The organism is Pseudomonas mediterranea CFBP 5447, from assembly GCF_000774145.1.
GTDB classification, from domain to species: domain Bacteria; phylum Pseudomonadota; class Gammaproteobacteria; order Pseudomonadales; family Pseudomonadaceae; genus Aquipseudomonas; species Aquipseudomonas mediterranea.
This window is the reverse complement of the sequence record NZ_KN322986.1, coordinates 507,946-533,479: the sequence shown is the minus strand read 5'-3', so window position 1 is coordinate 533,479 and position 25,534 is coordinate 507,946. Positions and strand designations below refer to the sequence as shown.

Below are 25,534 nucleotides of genomic sequence, written 5' to 3'. Positions count from 1 at the left end.
TCGTCGATGTTTTACCGAAGCAAAAAGAGGGCCATACTGCGCGCGGTTCCCGGAGCTCGATAGGTGTCCAATGAAAAGAAATCTGCTGGCAGTGGCGTGCGCAGTGGGCCTGTGGTTGCCCGCTCAGGTCGTCAACGCCGCATCGGCTCCGCCATTGAGCCAGGTCAAGGTGCTCAAGGTCGAGTCGCCGGCCTGTGGCTTCGAAGACATCACCGAAGGGCAGGCCCAGACCCGCTGCGATCACAGTGGACCGAATATCAAGGTCTACGTGCTGGAGGTTGGCTACGGCCACCAGCCTCATGTCACGCTGGACGGTTTCGAAGTCGACGGCACCCGTTCGCCGGTGTGTGCGTTCAGCAATGGCAACCTCAACGATTGTTCCACCCGGACCCAAGTGGTCGGCTACCTGTATGTCTTCGATCTGAAGGGCAAGCAGGAAGGCACCTTCAGCTTCAGCAATACCTCGATCAACGCCCCGGGCAATCGCATGTCGACCCAGCTGTACATCAAATAGCCCGCGCGATGCTTGGCACGCAATCCGGCAAACCTGACTAGGCTTCCAGTAATCACTCAGCGGAGAGTCGCCATGATTCCTGGAACCAAGATCCCGAGGGCCCTGATCGCCGTCGCCGAAGGTGTCGACGATTTGCAAGCCGTCACCCTGATCGATGTGCTGCGCCGGGCCCAGGTCGAAGTCGTCGTGGCGAGTATCGAAGGGCGACGGATGCTGACCTGTGCCCGCGGTACTCGCCTGACGGCCGACGGCATGTTGGTGGACATGCTGGTGCAGGACTTTGACCTGGTCGTCCTGCCCGGCGGCATCATCGGTGCCCAGCACCTGGCGGCCCATCAGCCTCTGCAACAGTTGCTCAAGGACCAGGCCGCCGCCGGACGTTTCTTCGCCGCCATCGCCGAAGCGCCGGCACTGGCGCTGCAGGCGTTCGGTGTCCTGCGCCAGCGGCGCATGACCTGCCTGCCCGCCGTCAGCCAGCAACTGTCCGGTTGCAGCTTTGTCGATCAACCTGTGGTGGTGGACGGCAACTGCATCACCGCCCAGGGCTCGGCGGCTGCCCTGGCGTTTGCCCTGACGCTGGTAGAACAGCTCAGTGGCAAAGGCGTGCGCGCCGTGGTGGCGGCGGAAATGCTGGCCTGACAGACGTCAGGCGTGTTGTGAGAAAGGTTCGATAACAGGTTGTTCGCGCTGTTCGGCTTGCCACAAATCGTAGTCGGTCTGAACCCCCAACCAGACCCTGGCCTTCCCGATTCCTGCCCGTTCCAGGCGAACAGCCAGGTCCGGGCTGACAGGGGCGTGGCCATGCAACACCCGAGAGAGATGAGGCCGGGCGAAACCCAGGTGCCGCGCCAGTTCGGTGACGGTGATACCCAGTTCGGGCAGCACGTCCATCAGGAGCGTTTCGCCAGGGTGTGGCGGGTTGTGCATGGGCATGTTCCAGCCTCCTGTCAGTGGTAATCCAGATAATCGACCAGTTCGATATCCGATCCGATAAAACGAAAAATGATTCGCCAGTTACCCGAAACGCTCAGCGACCAGTACTCCGTCAGTTCGCCCTTGAGTGGGTGCAGACGCCATCCCGGGACATCAAGGTCGTTCGGTGCTGTCGCCCTGTCCATGAACTGAAGCATGCGAGCCAGGCGCTTTCCGTGGTCGGCCCGGATGCCACGAGTCGAACCCGTTTCATAGAAAATGCGAAGACCTTTGTGCTGGAAGGATTTAATCATGGAAACGAGTGTAAGGCGATACATTACACTCGGTGCGGTATCTATATACCGCACATGCCCGACAAATGTATGCGTCATGCCGTGCCAGCGCTTGTACCCGGCCTGCGCAATTACCTTGAACACTCACCTCACCCCGAAGTCGTACCCCTTATGACGGCGGTTTTCCAAAACGCCGCGTGTACGTCCAACCGTGAGGTGTTCCATGAGCGCGACCCTGTCCGAAGCGACGCAGGCGTCCTTCGTCCGCCATCCGATCCGTCTGACACTCAATGGGCAAGAGCGTGAGTTGCAAGTGTTGCCCTGGACCACTCTGCTGGACCTGTTGCGCGAGCAGTTGGATCTGGTGGGCAGCAAGAAAGGCTGTGACCACGGCCAATGCGGTGCCTGTACCGTGCTGCGCGATGGCAAGCGCATCAACGCGTGCCTGACCCTGGCGGTGATGTGCGACGGCGTCGAGCTGACCACCATTGAAGGCTTGGCCGATGGCGATCGATTGCATCCCCTGCAGCAGGCGTTCATCAAGCATGATGCCTTCCAGTGCGGTTATTGCACGCCCGGGCAGATCTGTTCGGCGGTGGGGTTGGTCAACGAGGGAAGGGCGCAGACGAGCGCCCAGATTAGCGAGCTGATGAGTGGCAACCTTTGTCGATGCGGCGCCTACAACAACATCCGTGACGCCATCGAGGAGGCGCTGCCCCTGTGCCAGCAGCAGGGGGACGACCAATGAACCCCTTCCACTACAGCAAGCCCGACACCGTGCAGGCGGCCATCGACTTGTCGAGTCCCACGTCACGCTTCATCGCCGGCGGTACCAACCTGCTGGACCTGATGAAAGAAAACCTCACCCGCCCCGCGCATCTGATCGACATTACCGGCCTGCCCCTGGCGGACCTCAGTGAAACCCCTTCCGGCGGCGTGATGATCGGTGCCTTGGTGAGCAATGCCGACCTGGCCTGGCATCCGTGGATCGAGCGTCGTTATCCGCTGTTGTCCCAGGCGATCCTGGCCGGCGCCTCGCCGCAGCTGCGCAACATGGCCAGCACCGGTGGCAACCTGCTGCAACGGACCCGCTGTTATTACTTCTATGACGCCAACGTGCCCTGCAACAAGCGCCAGCCCGGCAGTGGCTGTCCGGCGCGGGATGGACTGAACCGGATCCATGCGATTTTCGGCGCGAGCGATCATTGCGTTGCGACCCATCCTTCCGACATGTGTGTCGCGCTGGCCGCCCTCGAGGCGGTGGTCCATGTCCTTGGTCGAGGCGGGGCGCGGACCATCGAGTTCGCCGACTTCCACCGACTGCCCGGCGATGCACCGGAGCGGGACAATCAACTGGCCGATGATGAGCTGATCACCGCCATCGAGTTGCCTGCCGCCGGTTTTGCCGAACACAGCCATTACCTGAAGATCCGGGACCGGGCTTCCTACGCGTTTGCGCTGGTTTCCGTGGCGGCGGCGCTGGAGCTGGAGGGGCCGGTCATCCGCCAGGCGCGCCTGGCCCTGGGAGGCGTTGCCCACAAACCCTGGCGCGACCGGGCCGTGGAGAGTTGGCTGGCGGGCCAGACCGTCAGCCGCGAAACCTTCACGGCCGCCGCCGACGCGCTGCTGCAGAACGCCGAGCCGTTGGCCCACAACGGCTTCAAGGTCAGGCTGGCGCGCCGGGCGATCGTTCGCGCCTTGAGCGATGCCGCACTGGGAGGAGAAGCCAGATGAATGCACCGAACAAACCCATGGGGCAGCCGCTGGACCGGGTCGATGGCTTGCTCAAGGTGACGGGCCGGGCCCGTTATGCGGGCGAATACCCTGAGGAAGGCTTGCTGCATGGCAGCGTCGTGTCCGGTACTGTCGCCCGTGGCCGCGTGGTGCGCATCGATGCCTCCCGAGCCCTGGCGCTGCCCGGCGTAGTCGCGGTGATCGACCATACCAACCGGCCAAAAATCGCCAGCTATGACGAGCCCTACCAGGATGCCGACGCGGCGGACGGTTCGCCGTTCCGGCCGTTGTACAACGACCAGGTCCTCTACAGTGGCCAGCCGCTGGCCCTGGTGGTTGCGGAGAATCTCGAACTGGCTCGTTACGCCGGCTCACTCATTGAAATCGAATATGAAGCCCAAGACCATCAGACCGATCTGACCATCCTGCAAAACGAAGCCCATCCGGCACCGGCCGAACTGCCCAAGCCCCGTGGGAATTTTCAGGGTGAGTACGCCAGTTCGGCGATCAATGTGGATGTGTCCTACAGCACCCCTGTGGAACATCACAACCCGATGGAGCCCCACGCCAGCACCGTGCTGTATCAACCTGATGGCAGCCTGCACATCCATGACAAGACCCAGGGCACGCAAAACTGCCAGGCCTACGTACAAAAAGTGTTCGGGCTTGAGAAAGAACAGGTGCGCGTATTCGCCGCGTTTGTCGGCGGTGCCTTCGGCTCCGGGCTGAGACCGCAATACCAGCTGCCCCTGGCGGTGATGGCCGCGCTGGCGCTCAAGCGCTCGATACGGGTCAGCCTGACGCGCCAGCAAATGTTCACCTTCGGTTATCGGCCGCGGACCTTGCAACGCCTGCAATTGGGCGCCGCGGCCAATGGACGGTTGCTGGCCGTAGCGCACACCGCCATTGGCCAGACGTCGCGCTTCGAAGACTTCACCGAGCACGTGGTGGAGTGGAGCGGCATGCTCTATCACTGCGACAACGTGGAGTTGACCTACAAACTGGTGCCGTTGGATGTCTACACGCCGCTGGACATGCGTGCCCCCGGCGCAGCCCTCGGGTTGATCGGGCTGGAGTGCGCCATGGACGAGCTGGCCTGTGCCCTGGCGATCGATCCACTCCAGTTGCGGTTGATCAACTATGCCGAGCGTAACGAGAACGAAGGCAAGCCGTATTCCAGCAAGGCGTTGCGCGAATGCTATGCCGAAGGTGCCCAGCGTTTCGGCTGGGACAAGCGCAATCCGGAACCGCGCAGCATGCGCACGGGCCGGCATCTGGTGGGTTGGGGCATGGCGGGCGGTGTCTGGGAAGCCATGCAGCAGAAGGCCAGTGCCCAGGCTTCGCTGGCGGCTGATGGCAAGCTGACCGTCAGCAGTGCCACCACGGACATCGGTACCGGCACCTACACCGTCATGACCCAGATCGCCGCCGAGGCGTCAGGGGTTGCGCTGGAAAATGTCCGGTTCATCCTCGGCGATTCATCCCTGCCGACCGCACCGCTGCAAGGTGGCTCGTTCACTGTCTCGTCGGTGGGCACAGCGGTGCAGCAGGCCTGTGAAGCTCTCAAGGAAAAACTGCTGGCCGTGGCCCGGCAGACCTGTCCGGCCTTCAGCGGCGCGACCCTTGAGCAGGTGACGTTTGCCGACGGTCAGTTGCGCCTGGGCGATGCCTGCGTGTCGTTGGCGGAGTTGGCGCAAAACAGTGGTGAGACACCGTTGCAGGCCCAGGTGACCGCCGAGCCGGACAAGAAGCGCCAGGCCTATGCCACCGCCACGCATTCGGCGGTGTTCGTCGAAGTAGCGGTGGACGAGGACTTGGGGACGGTGAAGGTCAATCGGGTGGTCAGCGCGATTGCGGCGGGACGGGTGATCAACCCGAAAACGGCCCGCAGCCAGATCCTCGGCGGCGTGGTCTGGGGCGTCGGCATGGCGTTGCACGAAGAGACCCTGACCGACCATGGCCTGGGACGCCACATGAATCACAACCTTGCCGAGTACCACGTGCCGGTGAATGCCGATATCGGTGACATCGATGTGGTTTTCGTCGAAGAACCGGACGACATCGTGAACGCGCTGGGTTCCAAGGGCGTCGGTGAAATCGGTATCGTCGGCGTGGCGGCGGCGGTGGCCAATGCGATTTATCACGCCACCGGCAAGCGGGTGCGGGACTTCCCCATCACCCTGGATAAGTTGCTTTAGCGTCGTCCACCGGTTCATGCATCCGGTCGCGGTTGGCCAGGGTCGGGAACAGTTTGATCCAGGCCCCGGTCACCAGCAGCGTACCGACGCCGCCCATGACCACCGCCGGCACCGTGCCGAACCAGTGGGCGGTCAGGCCTGACTCGAATTCGCCCAGCTGGTTCGACGCGCCGATGAACAGCCCGTTCACCGCGCTGACCCGGCCGCGCATCTCATCCGGTGTTTCCAACTGCACGAAGGACGCGCGGATCACCATGCTGATCATGTCCGCCGCGCCCAGCACCACCAGCACCGCCAGGGAAAACCAGAACGAGGTGGAGAGGCCGAACGCAATGGTGGCGACGCCGAACACGCCCACGGCGCTGAACATCACCCGGCCCACCTGGCGTTCCACGGCGAACCGCGCCAGCCACAGCGACATCAGCAGGGCACCGACCGCCGGGGCCGAGCGCAACAGGCCCAGGCCCCAGGGGCCGGTGAGCAGGATGTCCTTGGCGAATACCGGCAGCAGCGCCGTCGCGCCGCCCAGCAGGACTGCGAACAGATCCAGGGAAATGGCGCCGAGAATGTCCGGGCGGCTGCGGATGAAACGGATCCCGGCCAGCAATGAATCCAGGGTCGCCTTGCCTTTGTTCAGCGGCGTCTGGCGAGCGGGCAGGTTGAGCATCAGGCTGCAGGCGATGAGGTAGAGCACCACGGTCGGTCCATAGACCCAGACACTGCCGAAGGCATACAGCAGGCCACCGAGGGCCGGGGCGACGATGGTGGCTGACTGCTGGGCCGATTGCGCGGCGGCCACGGCACGGGGAAACAGCGCGGCCGGTACGATGCTCGGCAACAGTGCCTGGGTGGTCGGCATTTCAAAGGAGCGGGCGGCGCCCAGCAGGAAGGCGAGGATGAAGATCATCTCTCGCGTGACATTGTCGGTGGCGCTGCCGATCGCCAGGGCCAGGGCGATCATCGCTTGCAACGACTGGCAGATCGCCGCGACCTTGCGCCGGTCATAGCGGTCCGCTACATGCCCGGTGTGCAACATGAACAGCACCCGCGGCGCGAATTCCACCAACCCCACAAGGCCCAGGTCCAGGACGTTGCCGGTCAGTTGGTAAAGGTTCCAGCCGATGGCCACGGTGAGCATCTGAAAACCGCTGGCGGTGAAGATCCGGGCCAGCCAGAAGGCGATGAAGGGGCGGTGGTGACGGAGCAGCGTGGGCGCTTGGCTGGGCATCGATGACGGATCCACTGATGAAGGCAGCGAGATTATCACCGAGCTGTAACTGGAAGTTGCGACCAGCGAAAAAATAGTTAGCCAGACATCGATCTTTGGGTGGAATACCGAATTTCTTGTGGGAGCAAAGCTTGCTCGCGATGCTGTTCGGAGTATCCCCGAGACCGAGGTGCCTGCATCGCGGGCAAGCCTTGCTCCCACAGATTTGCAGTACAGGCAAGCTGCAACAGCGTTGCCAGCCACTGAGTCAACCTGTCACGCGACAAAAGACCACGCCGTTCATCGGCGAGAATGCGACTACTCTTTGAACATTGCTTGATCCAGATCAACTCCGCTTGGGGCGTCGATCTGGTGGCCAACCGGCCAGGTTCCTGCGTTGTGACGGTTTTAAAAAGAACGATTTGAAAAGCGTCGCACTCCATATCCCTGGGGGCAGCGATGCAGGCCCCGCCCGCAGCCGGTTTTACCTGACAGAGGAAGACTTATGTTCGGTTTGGAGGCGCTCGATCTCGCCCGGATCCAGTTCGCATTCACGATCTCGTTCCACATCCTGTTCCCGGCCATCACCATCGGCCTGGCGAGTTATCTCGCGGTACTCGAAGGCCTGTGGCTCAAGACCCGCGACGATACCTACCGCGATCTGTACCACTTCTGGTCGAAGATATTCGCCGTCAACTTCGGCATGGGCGTGGTCTCCGGGTTGGTCATGGCTTATCAGTTCGGTACCAATTGGAGCCGATTTTCGGACTTCGCCGGTGCCGTCACCGGACCGCTCCTGACCTACGAAGTACTCACGGCGTTCTTCCTCGAAGCGGGCTTTCTCGGCGTGATGTTGTTCGGTTGGAGTAGGGTCGGCCGAGGCCTGCACTTTTTTTCCACGGTCATGGTGGCGATCGGCACGCTGATCTCGACATTCTGGATCCTGTCTTCCAACAGCTGGATGCAGACGCCCCAGGGCTATGAAATCGTCGATGGCCGGGTCATCCCGGTGGACTGGCTGGCGGTGGTCTTCAATCCTTCGTTTCCTTATCGCCTGCTGCACATGTCCACCGCGGCGTTTGTCGCCACGGCGTTCTTCGTCGGCTCATCGGCCGCCTGGCATTTGTTGCGCGGGCGCGATACACCGGCCATCCGCCGGATGCTCTCGATGGCGATGTGGATGGCATTGCTGGTGGCGCCGGTACAGGCGGTGATCGGCGACTTCCATGGCCTCAATACCCTCAAGCATCAACCGGCGAAGATCGCGGCCATCGAAGGCCATTGGGAAAACGTCGGCAACGAGCCCACGCCGCTGATTCTGTTCGGCCTTCCGGATATGAAGGCGGAGAAGACCCGCTTCGCCGTGGAGATTCCTTACCTGGGCAGCCTGATCCTGACCCACAGCCTGGACAAGCAGGTGCCGGCCCTCAAGGAGTTCCCGCCTGAGGACCGACCGAATTCGACCATCGTGTTCTGGTCGTTCCGGGTCATGGTGGGCCTGGGATTGCTGATGATTTTCACCGGCCTGTGCAGCCTCTGGTTGCGCCGCAACGACCGACTCTATCAATCGCGGCCGTTCCTCCACCTGGTGTTGTGGATGGGCCCGTCCGGCCTGGTCGCGATCCTGGCCGGCTGGTTCACCACCGAGATCGGCCGCCAGCCGTGGGTGGTCTACGGCCTGATGCGTACGGCCGATGCGTCGTCCGGGCATAGCTTCGCTCAGATGAGTATCACCCTGGTGTTGTTCGTCGTGGTCTATTTCGCGCTGTTCGGTGCCGGCCTGAGTTACATGATGCGCCTGGTGCGCAAAGGGCCGGTGGCCCACGAGGCCGAGCCGACCGATGGCGGCCCGGGCCAGAAACGTACCCCGGCGCGGCCACTGTCGGCCGCCAACGAGGGCGACGAAGAGATGGACCACAACGACCGCTCGAACAAGGGGAATTGAGTCATGGGTATTGATCTTCCGCTGATCTGGGCCGTGGTCATCATCTTCGGCATCATGATGTACGTGATCATGGACGGTTTCGACCTGGGAATCGGCATTCTCTTCCCCTTCATCAAGGGCGAGCGCGACCGCGACGTGATGATGAATACCGTGGCACCGGTCTGGGACGGTAATGAAACCTGGCTGGTGCTGGGCGGTGCCGGCCTGTTCGGGGCGTTTCCACTGGCTTACTCGGTGGTGCTGTCGGCGCTGTACCTGCCGCTGATCCTGATGCTCATCGGCCTGATTTTTCGTGGTGTCGCCTTCGAGTTCCGCTTCAAGGCCAAGGCCGAAAAGCGACATCTCTGGGACAAGGCGTTCATTGGCGGATCGCTGACCGCCACCTTCTTCCAGGGGGTGGCGCTGGGCGCGTTCATCGATGGGTTCCAGGTGGTCAATCGCCAGTTCGCCGGCGGTTCCCTGGACTGGCTCACGCCGTTCACGATGTTCTGCGGCATGGCCTTGATCGCAGCCTATGCCTTGCTCGGGTGTACCTGGCTGATCATGAAGACCGAGGGCAAATTGCAGGAACAGATGCACGACCTCGCCCGGCCGCTGGCGTTCGTGGTGCTGGCGGTGATCGGCATCGTCAGCCTCTGGACGCCGTTGGCCCACGCCGAAATCGCCGCGCGCTGGTTCACACTGCCGAACCTGTTCTGGTTCCTGCCGGTGCCGATCCTGGTACTGGTGACCATGTACGGGTTATTCCGCGCCGTCGCCCGCAACGCGCACTACACGCCGTTCATCCTGACGCTGGTGCTGATATTCCTTGGCTACAGCGGCCTGGGCATCAGCCTCTGGCCGAACATCGTGCCGCCGTCCATCTCGATCTGGGATGCCGCCTCACCGCCCCAGAGCCAGGGGTTCATGTTGGTGGGCACGCTGTTCATCATCCCGTTGATCCTGGTGTACACCTTCTGGAGCTACTACGTGTTCCGGGGCAAGGTCACCCATGACGACGGTTACCATTGACCGAGCAGCGGGGGGATTGAAATGGCCAAGCCGGACTTGAAGGACATCGAAGCCGCCGAACGCAAGCCGCTCTGGCAGCGTCTGGGTTGGTTGGCGGGGATCTGGATGGGCAGCGTGCTGGCGCTGTTCATCGTCGCCAGCCTGATGCGGATGTTCATGAATGCTGCGGGGCTGACGACTCATTGATATCCGGCCGGGGCAACGCTGCCCCGCCAGGCGAGTTATTTCCGAGCCTTGAGAATCACGAACTTCGGCGTGGCGGCCACTTGCTCGACGCTGCGGAACAGCCGCGCCAGTTTGCTGTGATAGCCCAGGTGCCGGTTGCCCACGATGTACAGCGCGCCGCCAACCACCAGCGCTTCGCGGGCCTGTTGGAACATCCGCCAGGCCAGGAAATCGCCCACCACCTGCTGTTGATGGAACGGTGGATTGCACAGCACCACGTCCAGCGACTGCGCTGGTTGCCCGGCCAGGCCATCGCCGGCCCGTACGGTGACCTTGCGCTCGCCCAAGGCCGCTCGCCAGTTCTCGGCGGCCGATTGCACGGCCATGAAGGACTCATCCACCAACGTGTAATGCGCTTCGGGGTTGCGCAGGGCGCTGGCAATGGCCAGCACGCCGTTGCCGCAGCCCAGGTCAGCGACCCGGGCTGTCCCCAGGTTCGTGGGCAGATGCGGCAGGAAGGCCCGGGTGCCGATGTCCAGTCCTTCGCGGCAGAACACATTGGCGTGGTTGAGCAATTCAATCTTCGGCTCGTCCAGCCAGTAGCGGGTGGGGTAGGGCGATACCTGCGGGGCCGACGAGGCGGTTTGCGGCGTGGCGATCAACAGGCGAGCCTTCTTCACCGCCAGCGAGGCCTGCACCGGGCCGATGTAACGCTCCAGCAGGTCGCCGGCTGCCCGGGGCAGGTGCTTGATCATTGCGCCCGCCACCACTTGGGCGCCGGGGGCCAGTTGGCCTTGCAGGCGACTCAGTTGTTCTTCCAGCAGGGCCAGGGTCTTCGGCACTTTGATCAAGACCCTGTCGAAGGGTCCGGTCAACGGTTCACTGGCCGGTAGTACCGGCACCGCATCGAAGGGGCGTCCGTTACGCACCAGATTTTTCTGCAATGCTTGCAAGGCCAGGAACGAGTCGCTGCTGCTGATTACTTCAACCTGGCCGGCCAGGCTGGCGGCGAGGGCGCCGAAGCCGTCATTGAGCACCAGGACCCGAGTACTTGCAGCCGGTTGCTGTTCGGCCAGATGGGCGAGCAGGTACTCATCGGCCGCATCGAAAGCTTGCAGCGGTTCGTTCGGCTGTTCGGGTTGGCGGATCAGATCGAGTTGGGCGAAGGGGCTGGCAAGCAACGGCATGGTGGGGGCTCTGGCAATCGACGAATGTCCCGCTGCCTGAGGCAGGTGTTTCAGCGGGGCCGCCTGAATGAACTGCGTCGGGGGCTGAGGGCGACATCATTCAAGTGGGGCCGTGATGGTACTTTTTTTTGCTGCGCATTACCCGAGGGTTTTCAAAGTCGAGGAGGTCGATCCGATCAGATCACGTGGATGTGAGCTGCCTTGGCCACGGCTGAAATCTTATTGTTGACGTTCAGCTTTCGCATGCAACTGCAGACATGGAAGTTCACCGTACGTTCGGATAAACACAATATCCTGCCGACCTCCGACGCGGTCTTCCCTTCGGCTGACCATCTCAGGACTTCGATTTCCCTCGGTGACAAATGGCATTTCTGCGTGGATGCAGTGGTGTCTGCCATTTTCTTGCTCGCCAGCGCATGCAGCCTCTGACTGGCGAAGATGGCGTAGCCAAGATTCCCATAATGCTCCTCGATATCGATAGGGCTATGAGTCCGAGCGAGGCTGAACAGGCTGCAATAGCCCCCATGTTCGTCATGAACGGCCTGTGTCCAACCATATCGCAGACCTTGTCGATTCAGTTCGAGCCATAACTTCGGTGCCTGGGCAAAGAGGCTCTCATCCCAAAGGATGGGAAGAGGCGATTGATTGCAGTGTGCTACTACTGGATCGCAGGAGGCATAACCATTCTGTTCATATAACCTGTCCCAGCCATAGGGGTAGTTATTCAGGTTTACCCTGCTGGAATGTTTATCCGGGCTGCCGGAATAAGACGCAAATGCACAGAATTCAAATCCTTGATTATTAAAGAAATTCAGGACCAGGCGATAGGCTGTCTGCAGGTCTTTTTCGCAAGATAACTTCCTTAACTGTAAGTCCTTCCACTTGTCCATCGTCTTCTCCTGGATTGACGTTCAACGGTGTGGATCCAATCTGATGCGAAAGGATAGTGTAGGACTTTTCCTACGTGGTAGTTAGAATTTTTAATTTCACAGACTATGGACGGTATTTACGAAAATACAGCGCAGAGTTGGACCTGTTACAGAGTTCTTATATTTGTATAGCTTTGGTATATGTTCCAAACAGTTAATGAAATAGTCGTAATTAAAATGCCACTACTCTTTGTCGGTGGTTAAGGCGCTCACTTTGCGGGACACTGTGGTCCTCGTCCCTTTGGAGTGGCTCATGACCGACAGCGCAGAGAAGTTCACCCGTCAGACCCTGCTGGACGTGCAACCATTGACCTCCCATTTGTTTACCTTGCGCACCACCCGGGATCGTGGCTTTCGTTTCCGGGCGGGGCAGTTTGCCCGGTTGGGGGTGGTCAAGGCGGACGGTAATACTGTCTGGAGGGCCTATTCAATGGTGTCCTCGCCGTTTGACGAGTTTCTCGAGTTTTTTTCCATCGTCGTTCCGGATGGCGAATTCACCAGTGAACTCAGCCGTTTGAAACCGGATGACAGCCTGTTGGTGGACCGTCAGGCATTTGGTTACCTGACACTCGACCGCTTCGTTGATGGACGGGATTTATGGTTGCTGTCCACCGGGACGGGAGTGGCGCCGTTTCTCTCGATTCTCCAGGATTTCGAGGTATGGGAAAGATTCGAGCGGATCATCCTGGTGTACAGCGTTCGCGAGGCCAAGGAGCTGGCGTATCAGGAGCTGATCGATGGCTTGGGCCAGCGCGACTACCTGGCCGAGCACGCCCACAAGTTTCGTTTTATCGCGACGGTGACCCGGGAGCAGCATCCCGGGGCATTGAATGGACGTATCACGGCCCTGCTGGAAAATGGCGAGTTGGAGCGAGCGGCCGGGGTCGCGCTGACGCCGGAGCATTCGCGGGTCATGTTGTGCGGCAACCCGCAGATGATCGATGACACGCGCAAGCTGCTCAAGGCCAGGGGCCTGCAATTGAGTCTTTCCCGGCGGCCGGGCCAAGTGGCGGTGGAAAACTATTGGTAGGCCGGTGTCCAGCAGGCATCTTGTGGCGAGGGAGCTTGCTCCCGCTGGGCTGCGCAGCAGCCCCCAAGTCAGGGCTGCTGATAGACAGTGTTCAAGTAACCACTCCAGCAGATAGCGTTCAGGACCTTTCGTTCTGGGCCTTGAGCAGATCGCGAATCTCGCTCAGCAACAGTTCTTCCTTGCTGGGAACCGGTGGCGCACTCGGGGCAACGGCCTCTTCACGCTTGAGACGGTTGATCACCTTGACGCCCATGAAGATCGCGAACGCAACGATGATGAAGTCGATGGTGCTCTGGATGAATTTGCCGTAGGCCAGCACCACCGCCGGTGTGTCACCTTGGGCAGCCTTGAGGGTGATGGCCAGGTCACTGAAGTCCACCCCGCCTATCAGCAGGCCGATTGGCGGCATGACCACGTCGCCAACAAATGACGAGACGATTTTACCGAAAGCGGCGCCGATGATGATCCCGACGGCCATGTCGACGACATTGCCTTTGACCGCGAAGGCCTTGAACTCGCTTAACATGCCCATGAATGGTTCCTTGTGACAAATGAGTTGAATGGCAGTGTAATTCAGTCAAACGCACCTCGCTCGACACGTCTACTTACAAAGCTCCCCAGCTATCGACCTGGCTCCCCGCTAAAAGTTTACAAAGTGCCATCAATCGCGCGTGATACGCGGTTTCAAGTGGACTCCCTACAAGGTTTTTTCTATCAGTGCGGTATGGCATTTCTATTTAGGTTTTGCTTTTTCGAGCACTAGCCTCTGACAGGCGCACATGGATGCGCTCTATAACATCAGAGGAAATTCTATGAACACTTCCCTTGGCGGCGGGACTCTTCCCCAACGTCGCGCCCTTTTTGTGCTGACCGCTGGCCTGCTGTCCTTTTCCGTCGACGCTGCCCCCCTGACCCGGGACAATGGCGCGGCTGTCGGCGACAACCAGAACTCGCAGACAGCAGGCCCCAATGGGCCGACCTTGCTGCAGGACGTGCAGTTGATCCAGAAACTCCAGCGTTTCGATCGTGAGCGCATTCCCGAGCGCGTGGTGCATGCCCGTGGCACCGGTGCCCATGGCACCTTTACCGTGTCCAACGACCTCAGTGATCTGACCAAGGCGAAGGTCTTTGCGGCAGGGCAGGTCACTCCCGTATTCGTGCGTTTTTCTGCCGTGGTGCATGGCAATCATTCGCCGGAAACCCTGCGCGACCCCCGTGGCTTTGCCACCAAGTTCTACACGGCCGACGGTAACTGGGACCTGGTGGGGAACAACTTCCCGACCTTCTTCATTCGCGACGCCATCAAGTTTCCGGACATGGTCCATGCCTTCAAACCCGATCCACGAACCAACCTGGACGACGATTCACGTCGTTTCGACTTCTTCTCCCATGTACCGGAAGCAACTCGGACACTGACCGAGTTGTACTCCAACTCCGGTACTCCGGCCAGTTACCGTGAAATGGACGGTAATGGCGTGCATGCCTACAAGTTGGTGAATGCCAAGGGCGAAGTTCATTACGTCAAGTTCCATTGGAAAAGTCTGCAGGGCCTGAAGAATCTCGATCCGAAAGAAGTTGTGAAGGTTCAAGGCCAGGACTACAGCCACATGACCAACGATTTGGTCAGCCATATCAATAAGGGCGATTTTCCGAAGTGGGACTTGTATGTTCAGGTCCTGAACCCGCAGGACTTGTCCAAGTTCGATTTCGACCCGCTGGATGCAACCAAGATCTGGCCGGGTGTGCCTGAGCGTAAAGTCGGGCAGATGGTCTTGAACCGCAATCCGGCCAATGTCTTCCAGGAAACCGAACAGGTGGCGATGGCTCCGGCCAATCTGGTTCCGGGCATCGAACCTTCGGAAGATCGTCTGTTGCAGGGCCGGGTGTTTTCCTATGCCGATACACAAATGTACCGGATAGGCGCCAATGCCCTGCAATTGCCGATCAACGCCCCCAAGGTGGCGGTGAACACCGGTAACCAGGACGGCGCGATGAACCCGGGGAGCACCAGCACCGGGGTGAATTACCAGCCGAGCCGCCTGATGCCCCGCGAGGAGTTGCAGTCGGCGCGCTACAGCCAGACCGCGTTGAGCGGCAGTACCCAGCAGGCGAAGATCCAGCGCGAGCAGAACTTCAAGCAGGCCGGCGACCTGTACCGCTCGTTCAACCAGAAGGAGCGCAATGACCTGATTGAAAGCTTCGGCGGCTCATTGGCCACCACCGATGACGAGAGCAAGCACATCATCCTGTCGTTCCTCTACAAGGCCGACCCGGAATATGGCACTGGCGTGGCCCGTGTCGCCAAGGGTGACCTGGCCCGCGTCAAGGCGCTGGCGGAAAAACTGACCGACTGATCCATAGGTCAGGTACATGCCCTGTGGGAGCAAGGTCTGCTCCCACAGTCCTGTGTCAAAAGGAGGCACCGTGATGCGTTATTTCCTGTGTTCGTTGCTTGCCACCTGGTCGTTGACCGCGTTGGCCGATCAGTCCCTGCCGACCGACCCGGCAGCCGTGCAAGAAGAGTTGCAGACCTATTATTTCGACGCCGCCCGACGGGGTGACGTGGCCATGCTCGATGCCTTCATCAATGCGCATTACTCGCTCAATACCCAGGATGAGAAGGGCTACACCGCCCTGATCCTGGCGGCTTACCATGGTCACGGCCCAGCGGTGGAGCGGCTGTTGGCCGCGGGGGCCGATGCCTGTGTCCAGGACAAGCGCGGCAACACGGCGCTGATGGGGGCCATTTTCAAGGGCGAAGTGCAGATCGCGCGGCGCCTGTTATCCACCGATTGCAGTCCGGACCAGCGCAACGGCGCCGGGCAGACCGCCGCCATGTATGCCGGCCTGTTCAACCGTGTCGAGCTGCTCGATGCCTTGAAGGCCAAGGGTGCCGACATGGACGCTGCGGACCCGTTGGGCAATACGGCGGCGAATCTGGCCAGCGGTGAAATCAGAATGCCGGCCCCGCGCTGACCCTCGCCTGGGCTATCATCGCGGTTTTTCTCCCGGAGTTCAGATGGCCAAGGCAAAGCGCATGTACGGCTGCACCGAGTGCGGCTCGACCTTTCCCAAATGGGCTGGCCAGTGCGGTGAGTGCGGCGCCTGGAATACCTTGACCGAAACCATGGTGGAAAGCGGCGGTGCCGCGGCGCCCACCGGACGCACCGGGTGGGCCGGCCAGCAGACGCAGATCAAGACCCTGGCCGAAGTCAGCGTCGAGGAGATCCCGCGATTTTCCACCGCGTCCGGTGAACTGGACCGCGTATTGGGTGGCGGGTTGGTGGACGGCTCCGTGGTCTTGATCGGCGGCGACCCAGGGATCGGCAAATCCACCATCCTGCTGCAAACCCTGTGCAACATCGCCACGCGCATGCCGGCGCTGTACGTCACTGGCGAGGAGTCCCAGCAGCAAGTCGCCATGCGCGCCCGCCGCCTGGGCCTGCCCCAGGATCAGTTGCGGGTCATGACCGAGACCTGCATCGAAACCATCATCGCCACGGCGCGCCTGGAAAAGCCCAAGGTGATGGTGATCGACTCGATCCAGACGATTTTCACCGAACAGCTGCAATCGGCGCCGGGCGGTGTGTCCCAGGTGCGTGAAAGCGCGGCGTTGCTGGTGCGTTACGCCAAGCAGAGCGGCACGGCGATCTTCCTGGTGGGCCATGTCACCAAGGAAGGTGCGCTGGCAGGGCCGCGGGTGCTGGAGCACATGGTCGATACCGTGTTGTATTTCGAGGGCGAGTCCGATGGACGCCTGCGCTTGTTGCGGGCGGTGAAGAATCGCTTTGGCGCCGTGAACGAGCTGGGTGTGTTCGGCATGACCGACAGGGGCTTGAAAGAAGTCTCCAATCCTTCAGCGATCTTTCTGACGCGTGCCCAGGAAGAAGTCCCGGGCAGCGTGGTCATGGCGACCTGGGAAGGGACTCGGCCGATGTTGGTGGAGGTCCAGGCGCTGGTGGATGACAGTCACCTGGCGAACCCGCGCCGGGTCACCCTGGGGCTGGATCAGAACCGGCTGGCGATGTTGCTGGCCGTGCTGCATCGACACGGCGGCATTCCGACCCACGACCAGGACGTTTTCCTTAACGTGGTGGGCGGGGTGAAGGTGTTGGAAACCGCCTCCGACCTGGCGTTGATGGCGGCGGTCATGTCCAGCCTGCGCAACCGGCCGCTGCCCCATGATTTGCTGGTGTTCGGTGAAGTCGGCCTGTCGGGCGAAGTCCGGCCGGTGCCCAGCGGGCAGGAGCGACTCAAGGAGGCGGCCAAGCATGGCTTCAAACGCGCCATCGTGCCCAAGGGCAACGCGCCGAAGGAAGCGCCGGCAGGTTTGCAGATCATTGCCGTGACGCGGTTGGAGCAGGCGCTGGATGCGTTGTTCGAGTAGTGCAGCGCCTGTGATCTTTTGTGGCGAGGGAGCTTGCTCCCGCTGGGCTGCGCAGCAGCCCCAAAAGCAGCCTGCTCAATTTGGCTGGTGTACCGGTTTTTCGGGTTTGAGGGCCGCTTCGCGCCCCAGCGGGAGCAAGCTCCCTCGCCACAGGATGGCTGCGTACCTGTCAGATCTGGACCAGCGCCGCCAATTCCCGTTCCAGCTCATCGTGATCGGCCAGGTTCAACTCCACCAACCGACGCAGATGTGCGATGGAGTCCAGGTCGATATGTTCGCAGACAAACCCCAGGTGGCCGTTGTCGTCATGGGCGAGCCGAACCTCCATTTTCACCTCGACATCCTTGCCCAGGTGAATATCGGCTTCGAAAGGTTCCTCGGGGTCGCCGAGCCATGGCTCGGGCTTTTCGATCAGCAAGCCTTTCAGGGACAGGTCCAGTAATTTTACCGGCCAGATGTATTCGCCCTGGCTCAGCTCGGTCCTGGTATGAAACTCGATTCGTACGAAGCGGCGTCGTTCGCTCATTGCCCAATCCCTCTGAAGATTCACTGACTATAGACCCAGCTGAAGCATCGTCGTCACCGTTCGACCGATGACAGACGAATGTCGGGTATGGCCTTTGCCGTCGTTAGAGCTAAACTTCGGTGGCTGTCTTTCTTGTCCACCCCTGGCTGGAATATAAAAATGAAAAACAATAATAGCCTGCTGCGCCATCTACCGTGGCTCCTGCTGGCCGTTGTAGGAGCGTGCGCCCTGGGCGTAGTGGCCTTGCGCCGCGGCGAATCCATCAACGCCCTCTGGATCGTCGTCGCAGCCGTGGCCATCTACCTGGTCGCCTACCGCTACTACAGCCTCTTCATCGCCAACAACGTGATGCAACTCGATGCGCGCCGGGCCACCCCTGCCGTGCTCAACAACGATGGCCTGGATTTCGTCCCGACCAACAAACACATCCTCTTCGGTCACCACTTCGCCGCCATTGCCGGCGCGGGGCCGCTGGTCGGGCCGGTTCTGGCAGCGCAGATGGGCTACCTGCCCGGCACGCTCTGGCTGATCGCCGGCGTGGTGCTGGCCGGGGCCGTGCAGGACTTCATGATCCTGTTCCTGTCCACCCGCCGCAACGGGCGTTCCCTGGGCGACATGGTCCGCGAGGAAATGGGCCGCATCCCCGGCACCATCGCGCTGTTCGGCTGCTTCCTGATCATGATCATCATCCTCGCGGTGCTCGCGCTGATCGTGGTCAAGGCCCTGGCCGAGAGCCCGTGGGGGATCTTCACGGTGATGGCGACCATCCCGATCGCGATGTTCATGGGCATCTACATGCGCTACATCCGCCCGGGCCGCATCGGTGAAATCTCGCTCATCGGCGTGCTGTTGCTGCTCGGTTCTATCTGGCTGGGCGGGCAGATCGCCGCCGACCCGGTCTGGGCCAAGGCCTTCACTTTCACCGGGATCCAGATCACCTGGATGCTGATCGGCTACGGTTTCGTCGCGGCGGTGCTGCCGGTGTGGCTGATCCTGGCGCCGCGGGACTACCTGTCGACGTTCCTCAAGATCGGCACCATCGTCGCCCTGGCGATCGGCATCCTGATCACCATGCCCGAGCTGAAAATGCCGGCGCTGACCCAGTTCACCAACGGCATGGGCCCGGTGTGGAAGGGCGGGCTGTTCCCGTTCCTGTTCATCACCATCGCCTGCGGCGCGGTCTCGGGCTTCCATGCGCTGATCTCCTCGGGCACCACGCCCAAGCTGCTGGACAACGAAACCAACGCCCGCTACATCGGCTACGGCGGCATGCTGATGGAGTCCTTCGTGGCGATCATGGCCATGGTCGCCGCGTCGGTGATCGAGCCGGGCGTGTACTTCGCCATGAACAGCCCGGCGGCGGTGGTCGGCGGTGACGTCGTGGCCGTGGCCCAGACCATCAGCGGCTGGGGCTTTGCCATTACCCCGGATGCGCTGCAGGCGGTGGCCCGGGACATCGGCGAGACCACCGTCCTGGCCCGTGCCGGCGGTGCGCCGACCCTGGCGGTCGGTATCGCGCAGATCCTGCACTCGGTGCTGCCGGGTGAGAACACCATGGCGTTCTGGTACCACTTCGCGATCCTGTTCGAAGCGCTGTTCATCCTCACCGCGGTGGACGCCGGCACCCGTGCCGGGCGGTTCATGCTGCAGGACCTGCTGGGCTCGTTCGTGCCATCGCTCAAGCGCACCGAATCCTGGAGCGCCAACCTGATCGCCACCGCCGGTTGCGTGGCACTGTGGGGCTACCTGCTGTACCAGGGCGTGATCGATCCGCTGGGCGGCATCAACACCTTGTGGCCGCTGTTCGGCATCTCCAACCAGATGCTGGCCGGTATCGCCCTGATGCTCGGCACCGTGGTGCTGATCAAGATGAAGCGCCAGCGCTACATCTGGGTCACGTTGCTACCGGCGGCCTGGCTGCTGATCTGCACCACCACGGCGGGCCTGATCAAGCTGTTCGACGCCAATCCGGCGATCGGCTTCCTGGCCCTGGCGCGCAAATACAACGAGGCCCTGGCGGCCGGCCAGATCCTGGCCCCGGCCAAGAGCGTCGAGCAGATGCAGCACGTGGTGTTCAATGCCTACACCAACGCCACGCTGACGGTACTGTTCCTGTTCGTGGTGCTGAGCATCCTGTTCTACGCGCTCAAGGTCGGCGTCGCCGCCTGGGGCAAGAAAGAACGCACGGATAAAGAAGCGCCATTCCAGGCCCTGCCGGACGCCTGAAACGAGGATTGCAACGATGTTCAATGACTTGAGTCGCCTCGGTAAATACCTCGGTCAGGCCGCCCGCCTGATGGTCGGCATGCCCGACTACGACAACTACGTCGAGCACATGCAAACCAAGCACCCGGACCAACCGCTGATGGACTACGAGGCGTTCTTCCGCGAACGCCAGGAGGCCCGTTACGGTGGCAAGGGTGGGCCGAAGTGCTGCTGAAGGCCTTGTAACACCCCTTGTGGGAGCGGGCCTGTGGGAGCAAGGCTTGCCCGCGAAGGCGTCGGGTCAGTGATGAAGATGTCGGCTGACCCACCGCTATCGCGGGCAAGCCTTGCTCCCACAGTTGTTTTTGGGCAGCCTCAGGTTTTGCGTCCGCCATCGATTCCCTGTGGGAGCGAGCCTGCTCGCGATGGCGTACTATCAGCCCACATCGATAGTGACTGACCCACTGCTATCGCGAGCAAGCTCACTCTCACAAAAAAATCCGCATCAAGGAGACTCCGTTTGTCCGCTCCCATTCCCGTGACGATCCTCAGCGGCTTCCTCGGTGCCGGCAAGACCACGTTGCTGCGCCATCTGCTCAAGGCCGAGCACGGCCTGAAAATAGCCGTGATCGAAAATGAATTCAGCGATGCAGGTATCGACACGCAACTGCTGGGCGACGAGCCGGTGCAGGTCATGACCCTGGCCAACGGCTGCGTGTGCTGCACCATCCACACCGACCTGACCAAGGCCCTGTACCTGCTGCTCGAACGGCTGGACAGCGGTGAGATCGCCTTCGATCGCCTGGTGATCGAGTGCACCGGCCTGGCCGACCCGGCCCCGGTGGCCCAGACCTTTTTCATCGATGAGGAGTTGCGCGAGCGCTACATTCTCGATGGCATCCTGACCTTGGTGGATGCCGCCCACGCCAAGGTCCACCTGACCCAAGCCATTGCCCAGGCCCAGGTCGGATTCGCCGATCGCCTTCTGGTGAGCAAGACCGACCTGGTGGAGGCGGCCAAGGTCGAGGCCCTTGGCGAGCGCCTGACCCGTATCAACCGGCGGGCCCCCATCCGTATCGTGAAGCATGGCCAGATCGACCTGGCTGAACTGCTCGATATCCGCGGCTTCAACCTCAATGCGGACCTGGGCGCCGGGTTCAGCCTGCGCCCGGTCGTCAAGGCTGCTACGGGCGACCGTATCAGCAGCCTTGTGCTGCGTACCGACAAGCCGCTGGATATCGACAAGCTCAGCGAGTTCATGAATCAGTTGCTGGAAGACCACGGCAAACAGTTGTTGCGCTACAAGGGTGTGCTGAACATCGCCGGCGAACCGCGGCGATTGGTGTTCCAGGGTGTGCTCAAGTTGTATGGCTTCGATTGGGACACCGAATGGGCCCCCGATGAGGCCCGGGAAAGCGTGATCGTGTTCATCGCCGACGAGCTGCCTGAAGAGAAGATCCGCGCCGGATTCGAAGCTGCTTTAGCTTGACGATGGCGTACCTGCGACCATCAGCAGCCGTTGCTCGAGATGGTCCAGGTGCTCATCCATCAGGCGCATGGCTTCATCTCTTTTGCCGTTTTCCACGGCGTCCACGATCGCCAGGTGCTCCTGCCAGGCGCAATGCCGGCGCGACTTGACCTCGTGCCGGGCCAAGGCCAGCGAGGTCAAGGGCACCAGGCTGCCGAGAAACTGCGCCAACGGTGCGTTGCCGGCCATGGAAGCGAGGTGCAGGTGAAACTCGCCGGAAAGACGTATCGCCGGGCCGCGCTCGCCACATTCCAGGCATTGTTGCTCCCGCGCCACCAAATCGCGCAGATGCTGCAGGTCCTTCGGTTGCGGAGCGTTGCAGGCCAGGTGCACCAATGTCCGCTCGGTCAGCCGGCGTGCGTGCAGGATCTGTCGGGTCTGCTCCAGGTCCGGTGCCGCGACTTGCGGCCGATGGTTGGGACGCAGGATCACCACTTGCTGGTGGGACAGGCGCGCCAATACCCGACGAATGATGCTGCGGCTGACGCCGAACACATCCCCGAGGCCTTCTTCGGTGAAACGGCTGGCGGGCGCGATGCGTTGTTCGAGGATGGCGTCGAAGATCCGCGGGTAGATATCGTCCACCGACGGCTTGCCGACAGCGCCGGGCAGCGGCAGGGCGGCAAGCACATTGCGTTGTTGTTGATGGGACATGACGTTGTTCATGACGGTCTCCGCAAGGCGTGGCTCAGGTAGCGAGGTTGTCGTCCGGAATATTCAGTTCGATGCCCATGCGCTGGCCCTCCCTGAGGATATGCCGGCGCATTTGCGCACTGGCCTGGGCGCTGTTCTTGCCACGAATGGCGCGTACCACGGCTTCGTTCTCTTCCAGCCGTTCGGCCAGGTGCTCGGGCGAATTGCGCAATACATCGGCGCTTTGCTTGAGGGCATTGCTGGTCTGCTGCACCACGCTGTGGAAGATCGGGTTGGACGTCAGGGCAAACAGTTCCTCGTGGAACGCGATGTAGGCGTTGGCGCAGGCATCGTTGTCATTGGCTTCCAGGGCTTCGCGCATGTCCATGAGGGTCAGGCGCAACTGTCCGACTTCCTTGCTGCTGATGGACTGGGCGACCAGGCCGACGATGAAGGGTTCCAGGGTGTAGCGCAGTTGCAGCACGTCTTCCAGGCTCGCACCGGCTACCGTGCTGCTTTCATGGACATCGCCGGCGCTGGCTTCCAGCACCACCACGCCTTTGCCGGGCATCGAGCGTACAAGCCCGAGGGTTTCCAGCACGATGACCGCTTCGCGCAGGCTTGGCCGGCTGATGCCCAGCTGTTCGGCCAGCTCCCGCTGGCCCGGCAGCATGTCGCCCGAACGCCATTGCCCCCGGGCCAGGGCGGCGCGTAGTTTTTCCACCACGGAATTGACGACGGTTGATGAACTGATCACGCGGTACTCCTTCAAAAATCAATCAGGCGATGCCGGCTCGGGAGCCGGTATCGCGGTCTTTCAGAATTGCTGCTGATGGGCGCTGCCCGCCGGTTTTCTCGGTTGGAAGGTATAGCCCTGTTGGCCGGACAGCACCTTGCGCGCACGCGGGACATCGATGTCTTTTTCCCAACGGGCGATTGCCACGGTGGCCACGCAGTTGCCGATCAGGTTGGTCAGGGCGCGACCGATGCCCATGAACCAATCGACCGCCAGCACCAGCACCAGGCCGACCACTGGAATCGCCGGGATCGCCGTCAGCGTGGCGGCCAGGATTACCAGTGCCGAGCCGGGAATCCCGTGGGCTCCCTTGGAGGTGATCAGCGACACCAGCAGGATGGTCAGCAGGTCGGTCAGGGCCAGGGGCGTACCGGTGGCATTGGCGATGAAGACGATGGCCAGGGTCAGGTAGATCGAGAAACCGTCCAGGTTGAACGAGTAACCGGTCGGGATGACCAGCCCTACGGTGGAACTGCCGATCCCGAGGTGTTCGAGCTTACGCATGACTTGTGGCAGCACGGCGTCGGAAGAAGCAGTGCCGAGGACGATGAGCAGTTCTTCGCGCAGGTATTTGAGGAACGGCAACATCGGCAGGCCTGACGACCGCATCACCAGGCCCAGGACCAGGGCGACGAAGGCGATGCAGGTCAGGTAGAACAGGCCGACCAGGCTGCCCAGGTGTTGCAGCGAGTCCAACCCATATTTGCTGGTGGTGAAGGCAATGGCGCCGAAGACGCCGATGGGGGCCAGGCGCACGATCATGCCCATGATGCGGAAGATCACGTGGCTGAGTTCGTTGATCAGCCGGGAGATGCCCGAGGCTGCGTCGCCCACCAGGTTCAGCGCACTGCCGAACAGTACCGAGAACAGCAGTACTTGCAGGATGTTGTTATCCGCGAAGGCACCGAGCACCGAGGTCGGGATCAGGTTCATCAGGAATTGCGTGGTGGTGACCATGTGTTGGCCACGTTGGGCGATCTCGCCTACGTCAGCGCTGGCAAACTGCTCCAGGTGGATATTCGCGCCACTGCCGATGCCGGTGCTGAAGGCCAGAACCAGGCCGATCACCAAGGCGATGGTGGTCAGCACTTCAAAGTAGATGACTGACTTGAGGCCGATGCGCCCGACCTTCTTGAGATCGCCAGCACCGGAAATACCACTGACCACCACGCAGAACACGATCAGGCCGATGAGCATTTTGATCAGCTTGATAAAGCCGTCGCCAAGGGGTTTGAGCTGTGCGGAGTATTCGGGAAGGGTCAGCCCGCAGACGATGCCGAGCACCAATCCGAGGACAACTTGGAGGAAGATCGAACGCGAGCACCATCTGAGCATGGGAGGGATTCCTGGTTCGGTGTCCTTGTCGCCTGCGTGAGGGCGGGCGTCGGGACTTCATTATTGTGGTCTTACCGGTTTGTCCAGTGCAGGGGCAGTCTAGGTGCGGGTTTGGGGTTGAGGCAAGGTGAATTTTCGCATCTAGGCCTTGCCGGTCTTACCAGTTGGGCTAAAACCCTTGTGCCTGAGCCTTTTTGTTCCGCAAAAAAAAACTGAGGCACAGATTTTCGTCAGTCAAACCAGGCCCATGGGAGCAAAGCATGCTCGTGATGGAGGCAAGTCAGTTCAAAGCCGATTGGGCGGGGCCGCCGCTATCGGGAGCATGCTCTGCTCCCACAGTGTGGGTCTCATTGAAGTGGCGTGGTGATCCCGACTCAAATGACGCTGAGGACGAATGTCAACTTTGAATGTTCCTCGGTTTCCGCCAGATAACGATAAGGCGACCCGCGCATTCTTAATCCGCCTATATATTTTTTGTTTTCCGTCATGAGCGACAGGGGAGAGTGTTTGGCCTTTATGTTTTCCAGTGTGATGACTCGGTTTTTCTGGTCGACAAGTTTAAAACTGGTTGGTTTGCCCGAGTCTTTTACGCCTATTGCGTCGAACCAACTTTTGCCAATGAATTTGTGGTGGTGCTCCCCTGTGTTTTTGATGGACAGGGTATAGCCGCCGGCCGTATGACGAAAGTGCAACATCAGCGGCTGGATAACCCCTCCCTCGGCTTTGGCGTGCATGCCCAGCAGGTTTGAGTGGTCGACGGTTTGTGGTCTGCCGCTGAAAAAACCACCGCTGAATGAAGTAAGAGTCGCCAGTGCCGGTTTCCCATGCAGCGTTTCAAGCAAGTGGATATTCATGTCGGGCAGGCTGAGTGTTGCGGAGAAAGATAGTTTACTGTCCATGTAATGATCACATCCTATATGGACGACCTAAGTGGTCGTGAATGATGAGATTCGATGTTATGGGTTTCTCGGCTGTTTGTGTGGAGGGGTGTGTTTCAAG

At 61.1% G+C, this 25,534-nt stretch carries 26 protein-coding genes; 15 read left to right on the top strand and 11 right to left on the bottom strand.

All coding sequences use genetic code 11. The features are described 5' to 3' along the window. Positions 1-70: 70 nt before the first annotated feature. Together N005_RS19290 and N005_RS19285 are read left to right on the top strand one after the other, a co-directional pair. Positions 71-514, top strand: coding sequence for a DUF4879 domain-containing protein (locus N005_RS19290; RefSeq protein WP_047702648.1), 444 nt, complete (start codon positions 71-73; stop codon positions 512-514). 72 nt (positions 515-586) lie between these two features. Next, complete coding sequence (locus N005_RS19285) at positions 587-1,153, top strand: DJ-1 family glyoxalase III (RefSeq protein ID WP_047702647.1); 567 nt, start codon at positions 587-589, stop codon at positions 1,151-1,153. A gap of 6 nt (positions 1,154-1,159) precedes the next feature. Here the strand turns inward: N005_RS19285 and N005_RS19280 are convergent, their stop codons facing one another. Both N005_RS19280 and N005_RS19275 read right to left on the bottom strand, forming a co-directional pair. After that, positions 1,160-1,447 (bottom strand): HigA family addiction module antitoxin, encoded by a 288-nt coding sequence (locus tag N005_RS19280; protein WP_047702646.1) that lies wholly within the window; start codon positions 1,445-1,447, stop codon positions 1,160-1,162. A 14-nt stretch (positions 1,448-1,461) separates the two neighbouring features. Further along, entirely contained in the window at positions 1,462-1,740 is a 279-nt protein-coding gene (locus tag N005_RS19275; protein WP_047702813.1) for a type II toxin-antitoxin system RelE/ParE family toxin, read from the bottom strand. Positions 1,741-1,942: 202 nt separating this feature from the next. Here N005_RS19275 and N005_RS19270 point away from each other — a divergent pair, with 202 nt between their 5' ends. Genes N005_RS19270 through N005_RS19260 form a run of 3 tightly spaced genes read left to right on the top strand, consistent with a single transcriptional unit; the run spans position 1,943 to position 5,651 of the window. Then, a complete protein-coding gene (locus N005_RS19270; protein ID WP_047702645.1) occupies positions 1,943-2,467 on the top strand; it encodes a (2Fe-2S)-binding protein in 525 nt (174 codons plus the stop codon). Next, a complete protein-coding gene (locus tag N005_RS19265; RefSeq protein WP_047702644.1) occupies positions 2,464-3,453 on the top strand; it encodes an FAD binding domain-containing protein in 990 nt (329 codons plus the stop codon). The genes N005_RS19270 and N005_RS19265 overlap by 4 nt, the downstream gene beginning before the upstream one ends. Then, entirely contained in the window at positions 3,450-5,651 is a 2,202-nt protein-coding gene (locus tag N005_RS19260; protein ID WP_047702643.1) for a xanthine dehydrogenase family protein molybdopterin-binding subunit, read from the top strand. The genes N005_RS19265 and N005_RS19260 overlap by 4 nt, the downstream gene beginning before the upstream one ends. Here N005_RS19260 and N005_RS19255 read toward each other — a convergent pair. After that, positions 5,629-6,879, bottom strand: a complete 1,251-nt coding sequence (locus N005_RS19255; protein ID WP_047702642.1) for an MFS transporter — start codon at positions 6,877-6,879, stop codon at positions 5,629-5,631. The genes N005_RS19260 and N005_RS19255 overlap by 23 nt on opposite strands. A 484-nt stretch (positions 6,880-7,363) precedes the next feature. Between N005_RS19255 and N005_RS19250 the strand changes: the two genes are divergently transcribed. The 3 genes from N005_RS19250 to N005_RS28360 are packed head-to-tail and all read left to right on the top strand — an operon-like array spanning position 7,364 to position 10,000. After that, positions 7,364-8,803 (top strand): cytochrome ubiquinol oxidase subunit I, encoded by a 1,440-nt coding sequence (locus N005_RS19250; protein WP_047702641.1) that lies wholly within the window; start codon positions 7,364-7,366, stop codon positions 8,801-8,803. A gap of 3 nt (positions 8,804-8,806) precedes the next feature. Next, positions 8,807-9,814, top strand: coding sequence for a cytochrome d ubiquinol oxidase subunit II (gene cydB, locus N005_RS19245; RefSeq protein ID WP_047702640.1), 1,008 nt, complete (start codon positions 8,807-8,809; stop codon positions 9,812-9,814). A 21-nt stretch (positions 9,815-9,835) separates the two neighbouring features. After that, positions 9,836-10,000, top strand: coding sequence for a DUF2474 domain-containing protein (locus N005_RS28360; RefSeq protein ID WP_081993294.1), 165 nt, complete (start codon positions 9,836-9,838; stop codon positions 9,998-10,000). Positions 10,001-10,035: 35 nt separating this feature from the next. Here N005_RS28360 and N005_RS19240 read toward each other — a convergent pair whose 3' ends face one another. Together N005_RS19240 and N005_RS19235 are read right to left on the bottom strand one after the other, a co-directional pair. Continuing rightward, positions 10,036-11,166, bottom strand: coding sequence for a methyltransferase (locus N005_RS19240; RefSeq protein ID WP_047702639.1), 1,131 nt, complete (start codon positions 11,164-11,166; stop codon positions 10,036-10,038). A 176-nt stretch (positions 11,167-11,342) separates the two neighbouring features. Continuing rightward, positions 11,343-12,056: an autoinducer binding domain-containing protein gene (locus tag N005_RS19235; RefSeq protein ID WP_047702638.1), complete on the bottom strand. Its 714-nt coding sequence runs from the start codon at positions 12,054-12,056 to the stop codon at positions 11,343-11,345. 292 nt (positions 12,057-12,348) lie between these two features. On the opposite strand from N005_RS19235, the gene N005_RS19230 reads away from it, so the two are divergent. Continuing rightward, entirely contained in the window at positions 12,349-13,125 is a 777-nt protein-coding gene (locus tag N005_RS19230) for a ferredoxin--NADP reductase (protein WP_047702637.1), read from the top strand. A 118-nt stretch (positions 13,126-13,243) separates the two neighbouring features. Here N005_RS19230 and mscL read toward each other — a convergent pair whose 3' ends face one another. After that, positions 13,244-13,657, bottom strand: coding sequence for a large-conductance mechanosensitive channel protein MscL (gene mscL, locus N005_RS19225; RefSeq protein WP_047702636.1), 414 nt, complete (start codon positions 13,655-13,657; stop codon positions 13,244-13,246). 280 nt (positions 13,658-13,937) lie between these two features. Here mscL and katB point away from each other — a divergent pair, with 280 nt between their 5' ends. From katB to radA, 3 genes are all read left to right on the top strand, one after another. Next, a complete protein-coding gene (gene katB / locus N005_RS19220; RefSeq protein ID WP_047702635.1) occupies positions 13,938-15,479 on the top strand; it encodes a catalase KatB in 1,542 nt (513 codons plus the stop codon). 73 nt (positions 15,480-15,552) lie between these two features. Then, the gene (locus N005_RS19215) at positions 15,553-16,101 is read left to right on the top strand and encodes an ankyrin repeat domain-containing protein (protein WP_047702634.1); all 549 of its coding nucleotides are present in this window, start codon (positions 15,553-15,555) and stop codon (positions 16,099-16,101) included. A gap of 43 nt (positions 16,102-16,144) precedes the next feature. Next, a complete protein-coding gene (radA, locus tag N005_RS19210; protein WP_047702633.1) occupies positions 16,145-17,512 on the top strand; it encodes a DNA repair protein RadA in 1,368 nt (455 codons plus the stop codon). Positions 17,513-17,681: 169 nt separating this feature from the next. Here radA and N005_RS19205 read toward each other — a convergent pair whose 3' ends face one another. Beyond that, complete coding sequence (locus tag N005_RS19205) at positions 17,682-18,038, bottom strand: PilZ domain-containing protein (RefSeq protein WP_047702632.1); 357 nt, start codon at positions 18,036-18,038, stop codon at positions 17,682-17,684. 159 nt (positions 18,039-18,197) lie between these two features. Here N005_RS19205 and N005_RS19200 point away from each other — a divergent pair, with 159 nt between their 5' ends. The 3 genes from N005_RS19200 (at position 18,198) to yjiA (ending at position 21,732) form a co-directional block, all read left to right on the top strand. Then, positions 18,198-20,264 (top strand): carbon starvation CstA family protein, encoded by a 2,067-nt coding sequence (locus N005_RS19200; RefSeq protein ID WP_047702631.1) that lies wholly within the window; start codon positions 18,198-18,200, stop codon positions 20,262-20,264. A gap of 16 nt (positions 20,265-20,280) precedes the next feature. Continuing rightward, positions 20,281-20,478: a YbdD/YjiX family protein gene (locus N005_RS19195; RefSeq protein WP_047702630.1), complete on the top strand. Its 198-nt coding sequence runs from the start codon at positions 20,281-20,283 to the stop codon at positions 20,476-20,478. Positions 20,479-20,763: 285 nt separating this feature from the next. Beyond that, the gene (gene yjiA / locus N005_RS19190; RefSeq protein WP_047702629.1) at positions 20,764-21,732 is read left to right on the top strand and encodes a GTPase; all 969 of its coding nucleotides are present in this window, start codon (positions 20,764-20,766) and stop codon (positions 21,730-21,732) included. On the opposite strand, the gene N005_RS19185 is transcribed toward yjiA, so the two are convergent. From N005_RS19185 to N005_RS19170, 4 genes are all read right to left on the bottom strand, one after another. After that, a complete protein-coding gene (locus tag N005_RS19185) occupies positions 21,724-22,437 on the bottom strand; it encodes a GntR family transcriptional regulator (RefSeq protein ID WP_052126414.1) in 714 nt (237 codons plus the stop codon). The genes yjiA and N005_RS19185 overlap by 9 nt on opposite strands. A 22-nt stretch (positions 22,438-22,459) precedes the next feature. After that, on the bottom strand, positions 22,460-23,161 hold the full coding sequence (locus N005_RS19180; protein WP_047702628.1) for a FadR/GntR family transcriptional regulator: 702 nt from the start codon (positions 23,159-23,161) through the stop codon (positions 22,460-22,462). Between the two features lie 60 nt (positions 23,162-23,221). Further along, positions 23,222-24,535, bottom strand: a complete 1,314-nt coding sequence (locus tag N005_RS19175; RefSeq protein WP_047702627.1) for a C4-dicarboxylate transporter DctA — start codon at positions 24,533-24,535, stop codon at positions 23,222-23,224. A 374-nt stretch (positions 24,536-24,909) separates the two neighbouring features. Further along, complete coding sequence (locus N005_RS19170) at positions 24,910-25,434, bottom strand: hypothetical protein (RefSeq protein ID WP_047702626.1); 525 nt, start codon at positions 25,432-25,434, stop codon at positions 24,910-24,912. Positions 25,435-25,534 lie beyond the last annotated feature (100 nt).

Coding starts and splice junctions, on each gene's coding strand:
- N005_RS19290 (WP_047702648.1), top strand. CDS start 71: ATGAAAAGAAATCTGCTGGCAGTGGCGTGCGCAGTGGGCCTGTGGTTG.
- N005_RS19285 (WP_047702647.1), top strand. CDS start 587: ATGATTCCTGGAACCAAGATCCCGAGGGCCCTGATCGCCGTCGCCGAA.
- N005_RS19280 (WP_047702646.1), bottom strand. CDS start 1,447: ATGCCCATGCACAACCCGCCACACCCTGGCGAAACGCTCCTGATGGAC.
- N005_RS19275 (WP_047702813.1), bottom strand. CDS start 1,740: ATGATTAAATCCTTCCAGCACAAAGGTCTTCGCATTTTCTATGAAACG.
- N005_RS19270 (WP_047702645.1), top strand. CDS start 1,943: ATGAGCGCGACCCTGTCCGAAGCGACGCAGGCGTCCTTCGTCCGCCAT.
- N005_RS19265 (WP_047702644.1), top strand. CDS start 2,464: ATGAACCCCTTCCACTACAGCAAGCCCGACACCGTGCAGGCGGCCATC.
- N005_RS19260 (WP_047702643.1), top strand. CDS start 3,450: ATGAATGCACCGAACAAACCCATGGGGCAGCCGCTGGACCGGGTCGAT.
- N005_RS19255 (WP_047702642.1), bottom strand. CDS start 6,879: ATGCCCAGCCAAGCGCCCACGCTGCTCCGTCACCACCGCCCCTTCATC.
- N005_RS19250 (WP_047702641.1), top strand. CDS start 7,364: ATGTTCGGTTTGGAGGCGCTCGATCTCGCCCGGATCCAGTTCGCATTC.
- cydB (WP_047702640.1), top strand. CDS start 8,807: ATGGGTATTGATCTTCCGCTGATCTGGGCCGTGGTCATCATCTTCGGC.
- N005_RS28360 (WP_081993294.1), top strand. CDS start 9,836: ATGGCCAAGCCGGACTTGAAGGACATCGAAGCCGCCGAACGCAAGCCG.
- N005_RS19240 (WP_047702639.1), bottom strand. CDS start 11,166: ATGCCGTTGCTTGCCAGCCCCTTCGCCCAACTCGATCTGATCCGCCAA.
- N005_RS19235 (WP_047702638.1), bottom strand. CDS start 12,056: ATGGACAAGTGGAAGGACTTACAGTTAAGGAAGTTATCTTGCGAAAAA.
- N005_RS19230 (WP_047702637.1), top strand. CDS start 12,349: ATGACCGACAGCGCAGAGAAGTTCACCCGTCAGACCCTGCTGGACGTG.
- mscL (WP_047702636.1), bottom strand. CDS start 13,657: ATGGGCATGTTAAGCGAGTTCAAGGCCTTCGCGGTCAAAGGCAATGTC.
- katB (WP_047702635.1), top strand. CDS start 13,938: ATGAACACTTCCCTTGGCGGCGGGACTCTTCCCCAACGTCGCGCCCTT.
- N005_RS19215 (WP_047702634.1), top strand. CDS start 15,553: ATGCGTTATTTCCTGTGTTCGTTGCTTGCCACCTGGTCGTTGACCGCG.
- radA (WP_047702633.1), top strand. CDS start 16,145: ATGGCCAAGGCAAAGCGCATGTACGGCTGCACCGAGTGCGGCTCGACC.
- N005_RS19205 (WP_047702632.1), bottom strand. CDS start 18,038: ATGAGCGAACGACGCCGCTTCGTACGAATCGAGTTTCATACCAGGACC.
- N005_RS19200 (WP_047702631.1), top strand. CDS start 18,198: ATGAAAAACAATAATAGCCTGCTGCGCCATCTACCGTGGCTCCTGCTG.
- N005_RS19195 (WP_047702630.1), top strand. CDS start 20,281: ATGTTCAATGACTTGAGTCGCCTCGGTAAATACCTCGGTCAGGCCGCC.
- N005_RS19185 (WP_052126414.1), bottom strand. CDS start 22,437: ATGAACAACGTCATGTCCCATCAACAACAACGCAATGTGCTTGCCGCC.
- N005_RS19175 (WP_047702627.1), bottom strand. CDS start 24,535: ATGCTCAGATGGTGCTCGCGTTCGATCTTCCTCCAAGTTGTCCTCGGA.
- N005_RS19170 (WP_047702626.1), bottom strand. CDS start 25,434: ATGGACAGTAAACTATCTTTCTCCGCAACACTCAGCCTGCCCGACATG.